General features: G+C 73.6%; 15 protein-coding genes. 10 read left to right on the top strand and 5 right to left on the bottom strand.

Annotated features, from left to right (window positions below; genetic code table 11):
• Positions 1–32: 32 nt before the first annotated feature.
• Entirely contained in the window at positions 33–884 is an 852-nt protein-coding gene (locus tag Dvina_RS33125) for an alpha/beta hydrolase family protein (RefSeq protein ID WP_223093222.1), read from the bottom strand.
• 99 nt (positions 885–983) lie between these two features.
• Here Dvina_RS33125 and Dvina_RS33120 point away from each other — a divergent pair, with 99 nt between their 5' ends.
• On the top strand, positions 984–1,547 hold the full coding sequence (locus Dvina_RS33120; RefSeq protein WP_223093221.1) for a TetR/AcrR family transcriptional regulator: 564 nt from the start codon (positions 984–986) through the stop codon (positions 1,545–1,547).
• On the opposite strand, the gene Dvina_RS33115 is transcribed toward Dvina_RS33120, so the two are convergent.
• Together Dvina_RS33115 and Dvina_RS33110 are read right to left on the bottom strand one after the other, a co-directional pair.
• Positions 1,544–2,953 carry a sensor histidine kinase gene (locus Dvina_RS33115; RefSeq protein ID WP_223093220.1) on the bottom strand — a complete coding sequence of 470 codons (1,410 nt, stop codon included), beginning with the start codon at positions 2,951–2,953 and terminating at the stop codon, positions 1,544–1,546. The two genes, Dvina_RS33120 and Dvina_RS33115, sit on opposite strands and share 4 nt — an antisense overlap.
• A gap of 70 nt (positions 2,954–3,023) precedes the next feature.
• Positions 3,024–3,719: a response regulator transcription factor gene (locus Dvina_RS33110; RefSeq protein ID WP_223093219.1), complete on the bottom strand. Its 696-nt coding sequence runs from the start codon at positions 3,717–3,719 to the stop codon at positions 3,024–3,026.
• Positions 3,720–3,901: 182 nt separating this feature from the next.
• On the opposite strand from Dvina_RS33110, the gene Dvina_RS33105 reads away from it, so the two are divergent.
• Positions 3,902–4,411, top strand: coding sequence for a hypothetical protein (locus tag Dvina_RS33105; RefSeq protein ID WP_223093218.1), 510 nt, complete (start codon positions 3,902–3,904; stop codon positions 4,409–4,411).
• A 109-nt stretch (positions 4,412–4,520) separates the two neighbouring features.
• On the opposite strand, the gene Dvina_RS33100 is transcribed toward Dvina_RS33105, so the two are convergent.
• Complete coding sequence (locus Dvina_RS33100; RefSeq protein WP_380029316.1) at positions 4,521–6,197, bottom strand: GAF domain-containing sensor histidine kinase; 1,677 nt, start codon at positions 6,195–6,197, stop codon at positions 4,521–4,523.
• A 14-nt stretch (positions 6,198–6,211) separates the two neighbouring features.
• A complete protein-coding gene (locus Dvina_RS33095) occupies positions 6,212–6,850 on the bottom strand; it encodes a response regulator (protein ID WP_223093217.1) in 639 nt (212 codons plus the stop codon).
• A gap of 84 nt (positions 6,851–6,934) precedes the next feature.
• Between Dvina_RS33095 and Dvina_RS33090 the strand changes: the two genes are divergently transcribed.
• The 8 genes from Dvina_RS33090 (at position 6,935) to Dvina_RS33055 (ending at position 16,402) form a co-directional block, all read left to right on the top strand.
• Positions 6,935–7,666, top strand: coding sequence for a sigma 54 modulation/S30EA ribosomal C-terminal domain-containing protein (locus tag Dvina_RS33090; RefSeq protein ID WP_223093216.1), 732 nt, complete (start codon positions 6,935–6,937; stop codon positions 7,664–7,666).
• Positions 7,667–7,711: 45 nt separating this feature from the next.
• Positions 7,712–9,118 carry a cytochrome ubiquinol oxidase subunit I gene (locus Dvina_RS33085; protein ID WP_223093215.1) on the top strand — a complete coding sequence of 469 codons (1,407 nt, stop codon included), beginning with the start codon at positions 7,712–7,714 and terminating at the stop codon, positions 9,116–9,118.
• 18 nt (positions 9,119–9,136) lie between these two features.
• Positions 9,137–10,141 (top strand): cytochrome d ubiquinol oxidase subunit II, encoded by a 1,005-nt coding sequence (gene cydB / locus Dvina_RS33080; protein WP_223093214.1) that lies wholly within the window; start codon positions 9,137–9,139, stop codon positions 10,139–10,141.
• Positions 10,141–11,748 (top strand): thiol reductant ABC exporter subunit CydD, encoded by a 1,608-nt coding sequence (gene cydD / locus Dvina_RS33075; RefSeq protein WP_223093213.1) that lies wholly within the window; start codon positions 10,141–10,143, stop codon positions 11,746–11,748. Before cydB ends, cydD begins: the two co-directional genes overlap by 1 nt.
• Complete coding sequence (gene cydC / locus Dvina_RS33070) at positions 11,745–13,391, top strand: thiol reductant ABC exporter subunit CydC (protein WP_223093212.1); 1,647 nt, start codon at positions 11,745–11,747, stop codon at positions 13,389–13,391. The genes cydD and cydC overlap by 4 nt, the downstream gene beginning before the upstream one ends.
• A complete protein-coding gene (locus tag Dvina_RS33065) occupies positions 13,351–13,782 on the top strand; it encodes a pyridoxamine 5'-phosphate oxidase family protein (RefSeq protein WP_223093211.1) in 432 nt (143 codons plus the stop codon). The genes cydC and Dvina_RS33065 overlap by 41 nt, the downstream gene beginning before the upstream one ends.
• Positions 13,783–13,961: 179 nt before the next feature.
• Entirely contained in the window at positions 13,962–14,915 is a 954-nt protein-coding gene (locus Dvina_RS33060) for an Acg family FMN-binding oxidoreductase (protein WP_223093210.1), read from the top strand.
• Between the two features lie 86 nt (positions 14,916–15,001).
• Positions 15,002–16,402 carry a sensor histidine kinase gene (locus tag Dvina_RS33055; protein WP_246655475.1) on the top strand — a complete coding sequence of 467 codons (1,401 nt, stop codon included), beginning with the start codon at positions 15,002–15,004 and terminating at the stop codon, positions 16,400–16,402.

Here is a 16,402-nt window from a genome sequence, read left to right as displayed (position 1 = left end):
GTGCCGCCGGGTGACCGGGTCGCTGGATGCGCCTAACCGTGCTGGTCGATCCGGCCCAGTTCGGGGTCGGCCTCGAGGTCGGCGGTGCCGTGCAGATACGCGGTCGTGAGCCGCTGCACGAGCGCGACGCGGGCCGGGTGCTCGTCGGTGGTCTCGGCCGCCGCGTAGCCGGAGATGCCACCGAGGGAGTGCTCGGCGCCGAACAGCGTGAGCAGCGTCTTCGGGCCCGGGCTCAGGTGGTACGCGTCGGTGAACCAGTCGGGGCCGCGCACCGACAGCAGCGACTGGTCGTGGTCGCCGGCGACGATGAGCGCGGGCGCCTTCATCGCGTCGAAGTCCGGGCTCATGAACGGGAAGTGCTCGGCCGCGAACGGTGACAGGTCGGCGCCGCCCGTGCCGGTGATGGCCAGCAGTGCGCCCCGGGCGACCCGCGGGTCCGTGCGGTCCCGGCCGTCCGGTGTGCGCGCGCCGAGCAGGACGCTCGCCGTCTGGGCGCCCCAGGAGTGCCCGGCCACGGCGATCGAGCCGGTGTCGGCCCGGCCGGCCAGCCCGGGCACGGCCGCGGTCAGCGCGTCGAGGTGGTCGATGGAGCGCACCAGGTCCTCGACGCGGATGCGGTGGATGTCCGGCGTGCGCGGGTCGTCCGGGGCGAGCCCGAGCGTGCGGGAGTCCAAGTGGGTGGGCTGCACGACGACGAAGCCGTGCGCGGCCCAGTAGCCCGCGAGGGGCTCGTAGCCCATCGCGGACTGGCTGAAACCGTGCGAGAACACGATGACCGGCAGGTGGTCACCGGTGGTGGGAGCGCTCACGCGCACGGTCAGGTCCGTGCCGCGGCCAGGCGCGGGGACGGTGATCGGGTGGACGGAGACGACGGGCGTCGGCATGGTGGAGCTCCTTCGCGTATGCTGGCCAGAAGTGGAACCTGGTTCCGCTAAGTTAGCCGGAACCTTGTTCCGTTTACCAATGGATGTGACGGGGGACACGTGGAAGGCTCGCCGCGCAGGCGCCGGTCGGACTCGCGGCGCAACGAGGAGGCGCTGCTGGAGGCGGCCGCCGCCGCCTTCGTGAGCGCGGGCGTCGACGCGCCCGTGCGCGACATCGCGGCCCGGGCCGGCGTGGGGGTCGCGACGATCTACCGGCACTTCCCGACCCGGGCCGACCTCGTCGTCGCCGTCTACCGGCACCAGGTCGAGGCGTGCGCGGCCGCCGGCCCCGAGCTGCTCGCGTCGAGCCCGTCGCCCTACGCCGCGCTGAGTGCCTGGACCGGGATGTTCGTCGACTTCCTGGTCACCAAGCACGGGCTCGCCGAGGCGATGCGCTCCGACGACGCCGGCTTCCAGAGCCTGCACGGGTACTTCCTCGACCGCCTCGTCCCCGTCTGCGCCGAACTGCTGGAGGCGGCGGCCGCGGCCGGGGAGATCGAGCCCGGCATGGAGGCCTTGCTGCTGATGCACGGCATCGGCAACCTCTGCATCGGCGCCGACAGCCCCGGCTACGACGCCCGGCGGATGGTTGCGCTGGTGCTCGCCGGTCTGCGGGTGCGCTAGTGCTGGACCGGTAGGCGGATGGTCAGGACCGTCCCCTGCGGCGTGTTGGGGGCGACCGCGACCGTGCCGCCGTGCTGAGCCGCGGTCTGGGCCACGATCGCCAGGCCCAGGCCGGAGCCGGGCAGGCCGCGGGCGGCGGTCGCGCGGTAGAAGCGGTCGAAGACGTGGGGGCGGTCGGCCTCGTCGATGCCGGGCCCGTGATCGGTCACGGTCAGCGTGCCGCCGGCGGCCAGGTGCACGGCGACGGTGCCGCCCGGTGGGCTCCACTTCGCCGCGTTGTCCAGGACGTTCACCACCATCCGTTCGAGCTCGCCGGGGCGGCCGTGCACGGGCACGGGCGACAGGCTCGTGGTGAACGCCTGGCCCGGCGCGCGGATGCGGACCCGGTCGACCGCGGCCGCGACGACGTCGGCGAAGTCGAGGGGCTCGGGCTCCTCGCGGGTCGTCTCCTCGCGGGACAGTTCGACAAGCTCGGTGGTGAGCGTGGCCAGCTCGGCGACCTGGGCCTCCAGGTCGGCCAGCAGCTTGGCCCGCTCCTCCGGGGGCAGGCGGTGGGCCAGCTCGGGGCGGCGCTCGACGGCCAGGAGCAGCTCGACGTTGGTGCGGATGCTCGTGAGCGGGGTACGCAGCTCGTGGCCGGCGTCCTCGACGAGCGTGCGCTGGGCCCGGCGGGATGCGTCGATGGCGCCGAGCATCGTGTTGACCGAGCGGCCCAGGCGGGCGATCTCGTCGACGCCGTGCACCGGCACGGGCCGGGTCAGGTCCATCGTGACGGCGACGTCCTCGACGGCCTCGGCCAGGCGGGACACCGGGATCAGGCCGGTCCGCGCGAGCCGGCGGCCGAGCAGGGCCGCGCCGGTGATCACGACCGCGCTGCCGAGGGCGAGCAGCACGCTGAGCTGGACCAGGGTGCCGCCGGCCGGGTCCTGGCTGATCGCGACCTGCACCACGCCGCCGCCCTGGGCCGGGATGGTCAGCATCTGGTACCGCTCCCCGTTCAGCACCACCGTCTCGCGGGCCGACGTCCGGCGCCCGGTGAGGACCTGGCGCACCGACGTGGTGATCGGCAGCGAGGAGGCGTCGCTGACCGCCGCCCCGTCGGCGCCGACGATCTGCCAGCGGGTCCCGAGGTCGCGCGGCCGGTGCCAGGGCGGGCCGTGCCCGTCGGGGGGACCGGGTCCACGGTCGACGTCCGGCAGCTGCCCGGCGCCGGCCCGCCACTGGTCCGGCTGGGCGGCGATGGCCTGCGCGTCCGTGGTGAGCTGGGCCTGCAGCTGCCGGTGCTGGATCTCGAACACGGCGGTGAACGCGACGGCGGCCACGGTGAGCACGGCCACCGCGACCGCGCCGGTGACCAGGATCGCGAGCCGGTCCCGCAGCGTACGGCGGTTCCACCAGCGCGTCATCGGGCGACCCTCCGCCGGGCCGGCCGGGTGGCGTCGGGTGCCGCAGCGTGTGGCGGTTGGGCGCAGGGGGTCACAGCGGCTCCTCGCGGAGGACGAAGCCGACACCGCGGACGGTGTGCAGCAGGCGTGACTCGCCGTCGGTCTCCAGTTTGCGGCGCAGGTACCCGAGGTACACGTGAATGCTGTTGCTCGTCTCGCCGAAGTCGTAGCCCCATACGTGCTCGAACAGCACGTCGCGGGTCAGCACCTGGCGGGGGTGCCGCAGGAACACCTCGAGGATCGAGAACTCGGTGCGGGTCAGGCGCAGCGGGCGGGTGCCGCGCCACACCTCGCGGGTCTGCGGGTCGAGGCGCAGGTCGGCGAACTGCAGCCGGCCGTCGGCGGCGGTGCCGTTCGCGGCCGGGCGCTGGGCGCGGCGCAGCAGGGCACGCAGGCGGGCGAGCAGCTCCTGCAGGGCGAAGGGCTTCACGAGGTAGTCGTCGGCGCCCGCGTCGAGGCCGGCCACCCGGTCGCCGACGCTGTCGCGCGCGGTGAGCATCAGGACCGGCACGAGGACGCCCTCGGCCCGCAGCTCGCGGCACGCCTGGAGGCCGTCCAGGACGGGCATGCTGACGTCGAGCACCACCGCGTCGGGCTCCTGGCCCTTCACCGCGCGCAGCGCCTGGGCGCCGTCGGGGACGGTGTCCACCTGGTACCCCTCGAAGCGCAGGGTCCGCGCGAGCGAGTCACGCACCGCCGCGTCGTCGTCGACCACCAGAATCCGCACGCCTGCCCCTCCGTCCACGGTCCCGACTATCGCCGCGGCCCGTGAGAGCAGCCGTGATGCGGGGCTAAGAAATTCCTAAGAGGTCGTCTCTCACGCAATTCTTATGATCGTCGGCCGGAACTCTTTAAGCGGGGGGTCGATGCTGGGCTGCGTTGGACCAGCAGACCCCTTTGGAGCTTGTCATGAGTGAAGAACCTTCGAAACCGGTGGAGCCGCCGGTCGCCCCGCCGGCGGCCGGGCCGGTCGGCGCCGAGGTGCCGGTGGCCACCGCGGCGGAGGCTCCTCCGGCCGCGCCGGCGGCCGCACCCACACCGCCGCCGCCACCCCCGCCGCCGGGCCGGCCCTGGGGCGGGCGGCCGGGCTGGGGCGGGTGGCCCCGCGGCGGGCGGCGCGGCGGACTGCTGATCGCGCTCGTCGCGCTGGTGGTCGGCTGCTGCCTGGGTGGAGGTGTGGTCGCCATCGGCGCCCTGGCCTTCGGGCACCACGGCCCGCCCGGGCACAGCCGCTTCGACCGGGACGGACGCGACGGCTACTACCGGGGCGGCGACCCGCGCGACAACCGCGGCCCCGGCCCCGGCCCGGGATACGGCCCGGGGTACGGCCGCCCGGGTGACAGGCGCCCCCCGGCCCCGGTGCCGACGACGGTAGCGCCCCCTGCGACGACGACAGCTCCGACGCCGAGCGCGTCCTGACGGTGGCGCGCGACCGCGGCGTCCGGTTCACAGCTGAGGACCATCACCGGACGCCGCCGCGGGCCTGCAACACAGCCGCTATTGCCAACTACCTGCAATAACGGCCGACTCAGATCGGGACCTTCCACGCAACTCGCGTGCCGCGGGTCTCCGCCGCGGCGACGGTGCACTCGCCGCCCAGGTCGGAGGCCCGCGCACGCATGTTCGGCAGGCCGTGGCCGGAGGAGCCCGCGGCGGCCGGTCCGACACCGTCGTCCTCGACGGCCAGGTCCAGGGAGCCGCCGCCGGCCGCGACGAGCACGCGGACCGACGTGGCCCGGGCGTGCTTCGCGACGTTGGAGAGGGACTCTCGCAGTACCGCCAGCAGAGCCGTCCTTTGGGCATCTGGAACGGCGGTGTCGATAGGGCCGTCGATGCGCAGGGCGGGGCGGAAGCCCAGGGACTCGGCGGCCTCGTCGACCAGGTCGCGCAGGGCCTTGCGCAGGCTGTGGCCGGCCGCGCCGCGCAGCTCGAAGATGGCGCCGCGGATCTCCCGGATCGTGGTGTCCAGGTCGTCGGTCACCCGGCCGATGCGCTCCCGGACGTCGTCCTGCGAGCTGCGGTAGGCCGCGCCCTGCAGCTGCATCCCGGCCGCGAACAGCCGCTGGATGACCACGTCGTGCAGGTCGCGGGCGATGCGCTCGCGGTCGCCGACGACGGCCAGCATCTCCCGTTCGTCCTGGGCCCGGGCCCGCTCCAGGGCGAGGGCGGCCTGCCCGGCGAACGTCTCCACCATGGCCAGCTCCAGGCCGTCGGTGATCGGCGAGTGCTCCTTGCCGAACGCGACCACCAGCGCGCCCAGGGAGATCCGGTTGACCGCGAGCGGCACCAGCAGGGCGGTGCCGGTCGGCAGCAGGATCGGCCAGTTCGCGGCCGCGCCGAGGTCGGTCACGACGGCCACGTGGCGGTGCTCCAGCACCTCGGCGAAGTCGCTGCCGGCGATCGGGATCGACCAGCCGGACGCGTCGGCCGGGCCGCCGACGGCGACCTCGACCACCAGCCGGTCGTCGGCCTCACCCTCCTGCGACGTGCACAGGAGCACCATCGCCAGCTCGGCCTCGGCCACCTCGCGGGCCCGGGTCGCGACGAGCTCCAGGGCCTCGGTGCGGCGGATCTCGCCCAGCAGCACCGACGTGATCTCGGCCGCCGCCGCCAGCCAGCGCTGCCGCCGCTGCGCCTGGGCGAAGAGCCGGGCGTTGTCCACCGCGGCGCCGGCTGCGATCGACAGGGCCACGACCAGGTCCTCGTCGTCCTGGGTGAACTGCTCGCCGCCGCGCTTCTCCGCGAGGTACAGGTTGCCGAACACCTGGTCGCGGATGCGGACGGGCACGCCGAGGAAGCTGTGCATCGGCGGGTGGTTGGCCGGGAACCCGTAGGCCCGCGGGTGCTGCGTGATGTCCTCGAGGCGGATGGGCCGCGGCTCGTCGATCAGCAGGCCGAGCACGCCGTGGCCGCGGGGCAGCTCACCGATCTCGGCCCGCTCCTGCGGGGAGATGCCGTGGTTGATGAACTCGACGAGCATCCGGTTGGTGCCGATGACTCCGAGCGCGCCGTACCGGGCGTCGGCCAGCCGGCACGCCGCGGCCACGATCCGCTCGAGGGTGCTGTGCAGATCGAGGTCCGAGCCGATCGCGACGACCGCGTCGAGCAGCGCGCGCAGCTGTTCCCGGCTGGTCATCACCTCGCCGACCCGGGCGTGCAGCTCCTGCAGCAGCGCGTCCAGGTCGACACGCTTGAGTTCGGGCAGTGGCAGCGGCGACGTCACGGCTTCTTTTGTAGCAGCTTGGACGCGAGCACCGCGGCCTGCGTCCGGCGCTCGAGCCCCAGCTTGGCCAGCAGGCTCGACACGTAGTTCTTCACGGTCTTCTCGGCCAGGAACATCCGTTCGGCGATCTCGCGGTTGGTGAGCCCTTCGGCCACCAGCACCAGGATCTTGCGCTCCTGCTCGGTGAGGTGCTTGAACTCGTCCGGCTCCTGCGGGCCGTTGCGGATGCGCTCGAGCACTCGGGCGGTCACCGCGGGGTCGAGCAGCGACTGCCCGGCCGCCACCCGCCGCACGGCGTCGACGAGGTCGGTGCCGTGGATCTGCTTGAGCACGTAGCCGGCCGCACCCGCCATGATGGCCGCGAACAGCGCCTCGTCATCGTCGTACGACGTCAGGATCAGCGCGTTGATCGTCGGGTCGATCGAGCGCACGTCCCGGCACACGTCGATGCCGCTGCCGTCGGGCAGCCGGCCGTCGAGCACGGCGACGTCGGGGCGCAGCGCGGGAATGCGGTGCGCGGCCTCGACGGCGGAGCCGGACTCGCCGATGACTTCGATGTCGCCCTCGCGCTCGAGCAGTTCGCGCAGGCCGAAGCGCACGACTTCGTGGTCGTCGAGGAGGTACACCCGGATCATGCCCTATTCTTACCCAATCCGGGGGCGGGAATGAAAGGACCTTCGGCCCTGTCGTCGCTGCGCGTTTTCTGGCGTGGTTGCAGGATGAAGCTCACCGTGCGCGGGCTGCGCCCGCACGAGCGCACCGCCGCCGAGGCCCTGTTCAGTGCCCTCTCGACCCGGCACCGGCTCGACGACGACCTGCGGCTGCGGGTCACCGGGGCGGCCGCGCCCGGCGGCCCGATGCTGGTCCAGGCCAATCTGCGGCTGTTCGGGGCGCCGGCGCGCATCCAGGTCGCCGGCCGTGACCCCGCCGAGGCCCTCGCCGCCGGTGCCGCGCGTCTGGACCGGCAGGTGCGGCGGCTGTCGACGAGCTGGGAGCCGTGGCCGTGGCCCGATCCGGAGCGGCGGCCGCTCGCGGTGCCGGGACGCCCGGTGATTTCCCGTGTGAAATCCCCCCGGCTGCACCGCCAGAGCGTGTGCCAGGCCGCCGCGCACCTGGCGGCCATGGACTATGACGCGTACCTCTTCATCGACAGCGCCACGGGTGAGGACGCCGTCGTGCACCGGGCCGGGCCGACGGGGCTGCAGCTGACCCGGCAGCGCAGCATGCACCCGCCGCGCGCCGCCGGCGCACCCGCGCCGACTGTCAACCCCCGGCGCCCGCCCGTGCTCGCACCGGACGCGGCGGCCGGGCGGATGACCGAGGGCTGGCTGCCGTTCCTGTTCTTCACGGACTCGTCGACCGGGCGGGGCAACCTGATGTACCGGCGCTACGACGGCGGCATCGGGCTTGTCTCGCCCGCCTCGATGGAGAAAGTCCCGTTGCGGAAGTGACCTTCGGCCCTCCTCGGTGTCGTCGGCCCGCAACAGAATCGCGGCATGGACAAGCTCGACCTGGCGCGGTGGCAGTTCGCGATCACCACCGTGTACCACTTCATCTTCGTGCCGATCACGATCGGGCTCTCGGCGCTCGTCGCCGGACTGCAGACGGCGTGGGTGCGCACCGGCAAGGAGCAGTACCTGCGGGCCACGAAGTTCTGGGGCAAGCTGTTCCTGATCAACTTTGCGATGGGCGTCGTCACCGGCATCGTGCAGGAGTTCCAGTTCGGGATGAACTGGAGCGCCTATTCGCGGTTCGTCGGCGACATCTTCGGCGCGCCGCTGGCGATCGAGGGGCTGCTGGCGTTCTTCCTGGAGTCGACGTTCCTCGGCCTGTGGATCTTCGGCTGGGACCGGCTGCCGAAGCGGGTCCACCTGGCCACGATCTGGATCGCGTCGATCGGGACCATGCTGTCGGCGTACTTCATCCTGGCCGCGAACTCCTGGATGCAACACCCGGTCGGCTACACGATGAACGCCGCGCGCGGCCGGGCGGAGCTCACCGACATCACGGCCGTGCTGACGAACAGCACCGCCCTTGTCACGTTCCCGCACACGATCGCCGCGTGTTTCCTGACCGCGGGCGCGCTGCTGCTCGCGGTGAGTGCCTGGCATCTGCGCAGGCGCAACCAGATCGAGGTGTTCCGGCCCGGGCTGAAGCTCGGCGCCTGGGTGGTCCTGATCTCCGGCGTGGCCGTGCTCATCACCGGCGACCTGCAGGCCCGGGTCATGACGGAGCAGCAGCCGATGAAGATGGCGGCGGCCGAGGCGCTGTACGACACCAGCAAGCCGGCGTCGTTCTCCATCTTCACCATCGGGTCGCTCGACGGGCGCGACGAGGTGTACAGCGTGCGGATCCCGTCGCTGCTGTCCTTCATGGCGACCGCCGACCCGCAGGGCGAGGTCGAGGGCATCAACGATCTGCAGCAGGAGTATGCGGCGAAGTACGGCTCCGGCGACTACGTGCCCTACGTGCCGGTCACGTACTGGTCCTTCCGCCTGATGATCGGCTTCGGTGTCCTGACCATGGCGATCGCCGCGCTGGCGCTCTGGAGCACCCGCAAGGGGCGGCTGCCGGGCGGGCGCTGGCTGTGGATCGCGGCAGTGTCCACAGTGGCCATGCCCTTGCTCGCCAACTCGTTCGGCTGGATCTTCACCGAGGTCGGGCGGCAGCCGTGGACGGTGTTCGGGATGTTCAAGACCGCGGACAGCGTGTCGCCGTCGGTGGCCACGAGCCAGGCCGCGTTCTCGGTAGTCCTGCTGACGCTGCTGTACGGCGGGCTCGCGGTCATCGAGCTGATGCTCATGCTGCGCTACGCCAGGGCCGGGGCGCCGGAAAATGTCGTACCCGGCGAGGAAGATGACGCCGCGGACGATTCGGACCGCCCGCTCGCGTTCGCGTACTGATCGAAGGGAGGCACTCTCATGGAGCTCACCACCGTCTGGTTCATCCTCATCGCCGTGCTCTGGTGCGGGTACTTCCTGCTCGAGGGCTTCGACTTCGGCGTCGGCATGCTGCTGCCGGTCCTCGGCCGCGACGACCGCGAGCGCCGGCTGCTCATCAACACCATCGGCCCCGTCTGGGACGGCAACGAGGTGTGGCTGCTCGTCGCCGGCGGTGCCACGTTCGCCGCGTTCCCCGAGTGGTACGCCACCCTGTTCTCCGGCTTCTACCTGCCGCTGCTGCTGATCCTCGTCGCGCTCATCCTGCGGGGGCTCGCGTTCGAATACCGCGGGAAGTCCGACAGTCCACAGTGGAAGCGGTACTGGGACTGGGCGATCATCGGCGGCAGCATCGTGCCCGCGGTCCTGTGGGGCGTCGCGTTCGGCAACATCGTGCGCGGGGTGCCGATCAGCGCCGAGCACGAGTACGTCGGCGGGTTCTTCAACCTCCTCAACCCCTACGCACTCGTCGGCGGCCTCACCACGACGAGCCTGTTCCTGCTGCACGGCGCCGTGTTCCTGGCCCTGAAGACCGACGGCGAGATCCGGGCGCGGGCCGGTGCCGTGGCCGTGCGGGTCGCCGTGCCGGCCGTGGTCCTCGCCGCCGGGTTCCTGCTGTGGACGCAGCTGACCCACAGCGACGTCTGGGGCTGGGTGCTGTCCGGCGCGGCCGCGGCCGCCCTCATCGCGGGCGTGCTCGCGGCCCGGGCCCGCCGCGAGGGGTGGGCGTTCATCTGCACCGGCGCGACAATCGTGCTCGCGGTCGCCGCGCTGTTCGTCACGCTCTTCCCCGACGTCATGCCGACGACCCTCGCCGGGGGCGACTCGCTCACGACGACCAACGCGGCCTCGACGCCGTACACGCTGAAGGTCATGACGTGGGTCGCGGTGTGCTTCACCCCGATCGTGCTGGCCTACCAGGCGTGGACCTACTGGGTGTTCCGGCGGCGGCTGCGCGTCGAGCACATCCCGGCCGGCGGGCACTGATGAGGCCACTGGATCCGCGGCTGCTGCGCCACGCCCGGGCGACCCGCACCTTCCTGGTGCTGTCCGTCGCCCTGGGCGTGGCCCTGGCCGGGCTCGTCGTCGCCCAGGCGACACTGCTCGCCTCCCTGATCACGTCGGTGTTCCTGGACGGCGCGGCCGTCGGCCCGGCGGCGGTCGCCCCGCTGGCCGTGGTCGTGCTGCTCCGCGCGGCGGTCGCCTGGGCCCAGCAGGTGGTGGCGACCCGGGCGGCGGCCGCGGTCAAGCGGGAGCTGCGGGCGCGGCTGCTGGCCCATGCCGCCGCGCTCGGGCCGGGCCGGGCACCGACGAGCGCGACGCTTGCCACGCTTGCCACGCGCGGGCTCGACGCCCTCGACGCCTACTTCGCGAAGTACCTGCCGCAGCTGGTCCTGGCCGCGCTCGTGCCGGTCGTCGTGCTGGTGCGGCTCGCGCCCGCGGACCTGGTCGCGACGGCCACTGTCGCGCTCACCCTGCCGCTGATCCCCGTGTTCATGGCCCTCGTCGGGCTGCACACCGAGTCGGCCAACCGGCGGCAGTTCCGCCTGCTGACCCGGCTGTCGCACCACTTCCTCGATGTCGTCGCCGGGCTGCCGACGCTGCGGGTCTTCGGGCGGGCCAAGCGGCAGGCCGCGGTGATCGCGGAGATCAGCGCCGAGCAGCGCCGGGTCACCATGCGGACGCTGCGGGTCGCGCTGCTCTCGTCGCTCGTCCTGGAGCTGCTGTCGACGCTGTCGGTGGCGCTCGTCGCGGTCGGGATCGGGCTGCGGCTCGTCGACGGGTCGCTGGGGCTGGCGACGGCGCTGCTGGTGCTGATCCTGGCCCCGGAGGCGTACCTGCCGCTGCGCCAGGTGGGCGCCAACTACCACGCCAGCGCCGAGGGCCTCGCCGCGGCCACGGACGTCTTCGCCATCCTGGAGACTCCGCTGCCGGCCGCCGCCCGGACCTCCGCCGATGCCCCGATCCGGTTCTCCGACGTCGTCGTGGCCTACCCGGGGCGCCCGCCGCTGCCGGCGTTCTCGTGTGCCGTCGCGCCGGGTGAGCTGGTGGCGCTGACCGGGCCGAGCGGGTGCGGCAAGTCGACGGTCCTGTCGGTGCTCATGGGCTTCGTGACCCCCACCGCCGGCACCGTGTCACCGCTGCCGGCGCTGCGTGACGTCGCCTGGCTGCCGCAGCGGCCCTGGCTCGGCGCCGGGACCATCGCGGACAACATCTGCCTCGGGGCCGCCGGGCGGGACCCGGCCGCGATGCGGTCGGCGGCGGCTCAGGCCGGTGCGCTGTCGTTCATCGAGGCGTTGCCCGACGGGTTCGACACGCCGCTCGGCGATGACGGGGCCGGGCTGTCGGCGGGGCAGCGGCAGCGGATCGCCCTGGCCCGGGTGTTCCTCCGGGATGCGCCGCTGGTGCTGCTCGACGAGCCGACCGCCGGGCTCGATGCGGCCACCGAGGCCGAGCTGCTCGCCGCGATCCGGGCGCACGCCGCCGGTCGGACCGTGATCATGGCCGCGCACCGGCCGTCACTGGTGGCCATCGCGGACCGGGTCATCGCGCTGCCGTCGGTGACCCCGGCCCCGGCGGGGGTGGCAGGATGATCGGGCGGCTGCTCGTTGCCCTGGTGTCCGGCGTCGCGGCGGCGCTGTGCGCGGTCGGGCTGATGGCCACCTCGGCGTGGCTCATCTCGCGCGCGGCCCTGCACCCGCCGGTGCTGCACCTGATGGTCGCGATCGTGGCCGTGCGGGCGTTCGGGATCGGGCGGGGCGTGCTGCGATACGTGGAGCGCGTCACCGGGCACGACGGCGCCCTGCGGCTGCTCGGTGTGGTGCGGGTGCGGGTGTTCCGGCGGCTCGAGCGGCTCGCACCCGCCGGGCTGGCAGGGTTCCGGCGCGGCGACCTGGCGGCCCGGCTCGTCGACGACGTCGAGTCGGTCGTCGACCTGGTCGTGCGGGTCGCGCTGCCCATCGCCGTGGCCGCGGTGACCGGCGTCGCCTCGGTCCTGCTGATCTGGGCCCTGCTGCCGGCCGCGGCCATCGCCCTCGCGGCCGCGGTCCTCGTGGCCGGGGTGGGTGTGCCGGTGCTGCAATCGGTGCTGGTCCGGCGGGCCGACGCCCGGCTGGCGCCGCTGCGGGGGGCCCTGGCCGCCGGGACCGTCGATCTGGTGCAGGGGCTGCCGGACCTGATCGCCTACGGGGCGGTCGACGAGGCCCTGGCCGCCCTCGACCGGACCGACCGGGAGCTGGTGGCAGCCACCCGGCGATCGGCCGGGGCCTCGGGTGTGTCGGCCGCCGTGACGTCGCTGTGCACCGGGCTCGCCGTGCTGGCCGCGCTGGTCGCCGGAGCGCTCGCCGTCCGCGGGGGGACGCTTGACGGGGAACTGCTCGCGGTCGTCGTGCTGACGCCGCTGGCCGTCTTCGAGATCGTCGGGGCGGTGCCGGTCGCCGCGCAGCAGTGGGCCGCCGCCCGGGCCGCCCTGCGGCGGCTGGCCGAGGTCGCGGCGACCCGTGACCCGGCGCCTGACCCGGCCGTGGCCGTGGCGGCTGGGCGCTCGTTCGCGGCCCTCGGGGTCGAAGGGGTCTCCGCGGCGTGGGTGCCGGGGCGGCCGGTCGTGCGGGACGTGTCGTTCACGCTGGAGCCGGGGGCCCGGGTGGCGCTCGTCGGGCCCAGCGGCTCCGGGAAGAGCACGATCGCGGCGCTGCTGGTGCGGTGGCTCGACCCCTGTGCGGGGACGGTCACGCTCAACGGGGTCGACCTGCGGCGGTGGGCGGGCGACGACGTGCGGCGGATCGTCGGATACCTCGGCGACGACGCGTACCTGTTCGACACCACGATCGAGGCCAACCTGCGGATCGGCCGGCCCGACGCCACGGCGGAGGAGCTGTATTCGGCGCTGGACCGGGCCCGGCTCGGTGACTGGGTGCGGGGGCTGCCGCAGGGCCTCGCGACAGGCGTGGGGGAGCACGGCGTCGCCGTCTCCGGCGGGCAGCGGCGGCGGCTCGCCCTGGCCCGGGCCCTGCTCGCCGACTTCCCGGTGCTCGTCCTCGACGAGCCGACCGAGCACCTCGACGAGCAGACCGCGACCGCGCTGCTGCGCGACCTGATGGCGGCGACGAGCGGACGGACCGTCCTGCTGATCACCCACCGGCCGGACGCGGGGCAGTACGTCGACTCGATCATGACGCTGGATGGTGGTGAGATCCATGGGAACCCTGCGCTCGCTGGGGCGGCGGCGGTGTCTTGAACTGCTCGCGTCGGTACCACTGGGCCGGGTGGTCTTCACCGATCGCGCCCTACCGGCCATCCGGCCGGTCAACCACCTGCTCGACGGCGAGACGATCGTCATCCGCAGCGGCCTGGGCCACGGCCTGGCCTCGGCGGCGACGGCGCACGGCGCGCTGGTGGTGGCCTACGAGGCCGACCAGATCGACGCCACCGCCCGCACTGGCTGGAGCGTCGTCGTCACCGGGAGCGCCCGGCTGATCATGGACGAGGAGCGGATCCGATACTACGAGAGCGTCCTGGACCCATGGATCGACGAGCCGATGAACTGCGTGATCGGCATCGACTGCGACCTGGTCAGCGGGTTCGAGCTGGCGGCATTGTCGATTACCGGCAATCCGTTAAATCGGTAATCCCGGGCGGCCCCCTGTCCGCTGTGGGAGCATTCGTCGGCTATCAGCAAGTATCGGCGCACTCGAGCGGCGAGCGAGCCGCGGTCCCGGGGATCTCGTGACCAAAGGCCCTGCCGCGGTGCCCGCCGCGGGGTGATCGTGGAGGGAACACCGAGCGGCAGCCTCGAAGGAGAACCCCCATGGACCGCGACCTGCGTGCCGAGCTCGATCTGGTGGCCGAGGCGTCGATCGCGGCGCTGCGGGCGCCCTCGATCCTCAACAGCCAGCCGTGGCGCTGGCGGCTCAACGGCGAGCACGCCGAGCTGTGGGCCGACCGGTCCCGGCAGCTCACCGGGCTCGACCCGGACGGGCGGCTCCTGCTGCTCAGCTGCGGGGCCGCGCTCAACCACGCGGTCGTCACGCTGCGGGCGGCCGGATACTCGGCCGCCGTCGAGCGCCGGCCCGACCCGGCGCAGCCCGATCTCGTGGCCCGGTTCGGGCGCGGCGAGTCAGTGCCCGCCGACACCCTGGCCGAGGCGATCGGGCACCGGCACACCGACCGGCGGCCGTTCGGCGACGAGCGGCCGGCGGCCCCGGTGCTGGAGGAGCTGCGGGAAGTCGCCCGCCGGCATGCGGTACACCTGCAGATTGTGAAGGATGAGCAGGTGACCGCGTTCGCGGCGGCCGTCGCGCACGCCGGGGAGATCGAGCGCGACGACCCGCGGTTCCGGGCCGACCTGCGGGTCTGGACGAACCGGGCGCACGGTGACGGGGTCACGGCCCAGAGCGTCGTGGCGGCCACCCGGCGGACCGTCGCCCCGCGGGACTTCGCGATCAAGGCGGGGCTGGAGGCCGGGCCCGGCAGCGACCGCGGCACCGTGTACGCGCTGTTCGTCACCGATGGTGACGAGCCGAGGGACTGGCTGGCCGCCGGGGAGGCGCTCTCCGAGGTATGGCTGGCGCTCACCGCCCGGGGCCTGGCCGCCTCGCCGATCTCCGAGGTCGTGGAGGTGCCCGGGGTCCGGCATGCGCTGCGCGGGCTGCTCGGAGGCGTCGGGCAGCCGGCCGTGGCGATGCGGATCGGGGTGCCGGTGCGGGAGACCCAGCCGCCGCCGACGCCGCGCCGCTCGTCGTCGGCGACGTTGACCGTCTGACATCGCGCGGTGGCGCCGGGTGTACGACGTGCCCCGCGGCGCCGTGCCGTTGCCTGCCGGTGGGGCCGAGCGCGTAACTTCGGGGGGTGACGCTCGCCGGACGGATTCGCCAGCGCCTCGGGGTGCGGATGCGCTCGGCACTCGCCGCGTCCGCCGTCGTGGCGGTCGCCTCGGTGTTCACCGGGATCGCGTTCGTCTGGGCGGCCCGGGTCATCCTCACCCGCAACGTCGACCAGGACACGGCGGACCGGGCCTCGCAGGTGGCCGGGGCGCTCGACGACGACACGGCGCTCGCGGCGATGCTGCGCCCGTCGCTGCGTGACCGTACCGTCGTGCAGGTCCTCGACGCCGACGGTCATGTGCTGCGCGCGTCCGCGGTGATCACCGGCGCGCAGACGATCTCGTCGCTGCGCCCGGCTCCCGGCGAGATCCAGCGGGAGCAGCACGAACTGCCCGTGGCCCACGACGTGTCGTTCCGGATCACCGCGCTGGGTGTGGCCACTGCCGCCGGCCAGCGCACGGTGCTCGTGGCCCAGTCGATCGACGAGATCGACGAGGGCACCGCGGCCGCCGTCGGCGCACTCGCGGTCGGCCTGCCGCTGCTCACCGTGATCGTCGGTGTGGCGACGTTCCTGTTCGTGGGCCGGTCCCTGCGCCCCGTCGACGCGATGCGCCGGCAGGCCGAGACGATCACCGGTCGAAACCTGCACACCCGGCTGCCGGTACCGCCCACCGCCGACGAGATCGCGGCGCTCGCCACGACCATGAACACCATGCTCGACCGGATCGAGGCGGCCACCGAGGCCCAGCGCCGGTTCGTCGCCGACGCCTCGCACGAGCTGCGCAGCCCCCTGTCGACTGTCGTGGCCGGTCTGGACCTGGTCGGCGAGGGGCCACACGTCACCCGGATGCGGCGGGAGAGCGAGCGGATGTCCCGCCTGATCGCCGATCTGCTGCTGCTCGCCCGCGTCGACGAGAGCGGCCTGCAGCTGCGCCGATCCGACGTCGACCTGGACGACCTGGTGTACCTGGAGCGGGAGCGGCTGGCCCTCGAACGCCCCGGCCTGCGGGTCACCACCTGGGCCGTGCCCGTGCGGGTCAGCGGCGACCCGCACCACCTGCAACGGGTGCTGCGCAACCTGGTCGACAACGCCGCCCGGTACGCGGCCGGTGCGGTGGTCCTCACGACCGCCCTGAGCGGCGAGGTTGCCGAGATCACCGTCGCCGACGACGGCCCCGGCATCCCGCCCGCGGCCCGGGACCGGATCTTCGACCGGTTCGTGCGGCTCGACGACGACCGCTCCCGCAAGGGCGGCGGCACCGGCCTGGGCCTGGCCATCGCCCGGGACATCGTGCTCGCGCACGGCGGCACGCTCACCGTCGAGGACGCCCCGGCCGGCGGGGCGCTGCTGCGGCTGCGGCTGCCGGTGGAGTTCTCAGGTCCGGCCCCGGACGGGCGATCTACCGGACGGGATGAGATCTCGTAG

The sequence above is a fragment of the Dactylosporangium vinaceum genome, assembly GCF_019904175.1.
Taxonomy (GTDB): domain Bacteria; phylum Actinomycetota; class Actinomycetes; order Mycobacteriales; family Micromonosporaceae; genus Dactylosporangium; species Dactylosporangium vinaceum.
Note: the sequence above shows the minus strand (reverse complement) of the source record. Positions and strands in the feature narration are given on the sequence as shown.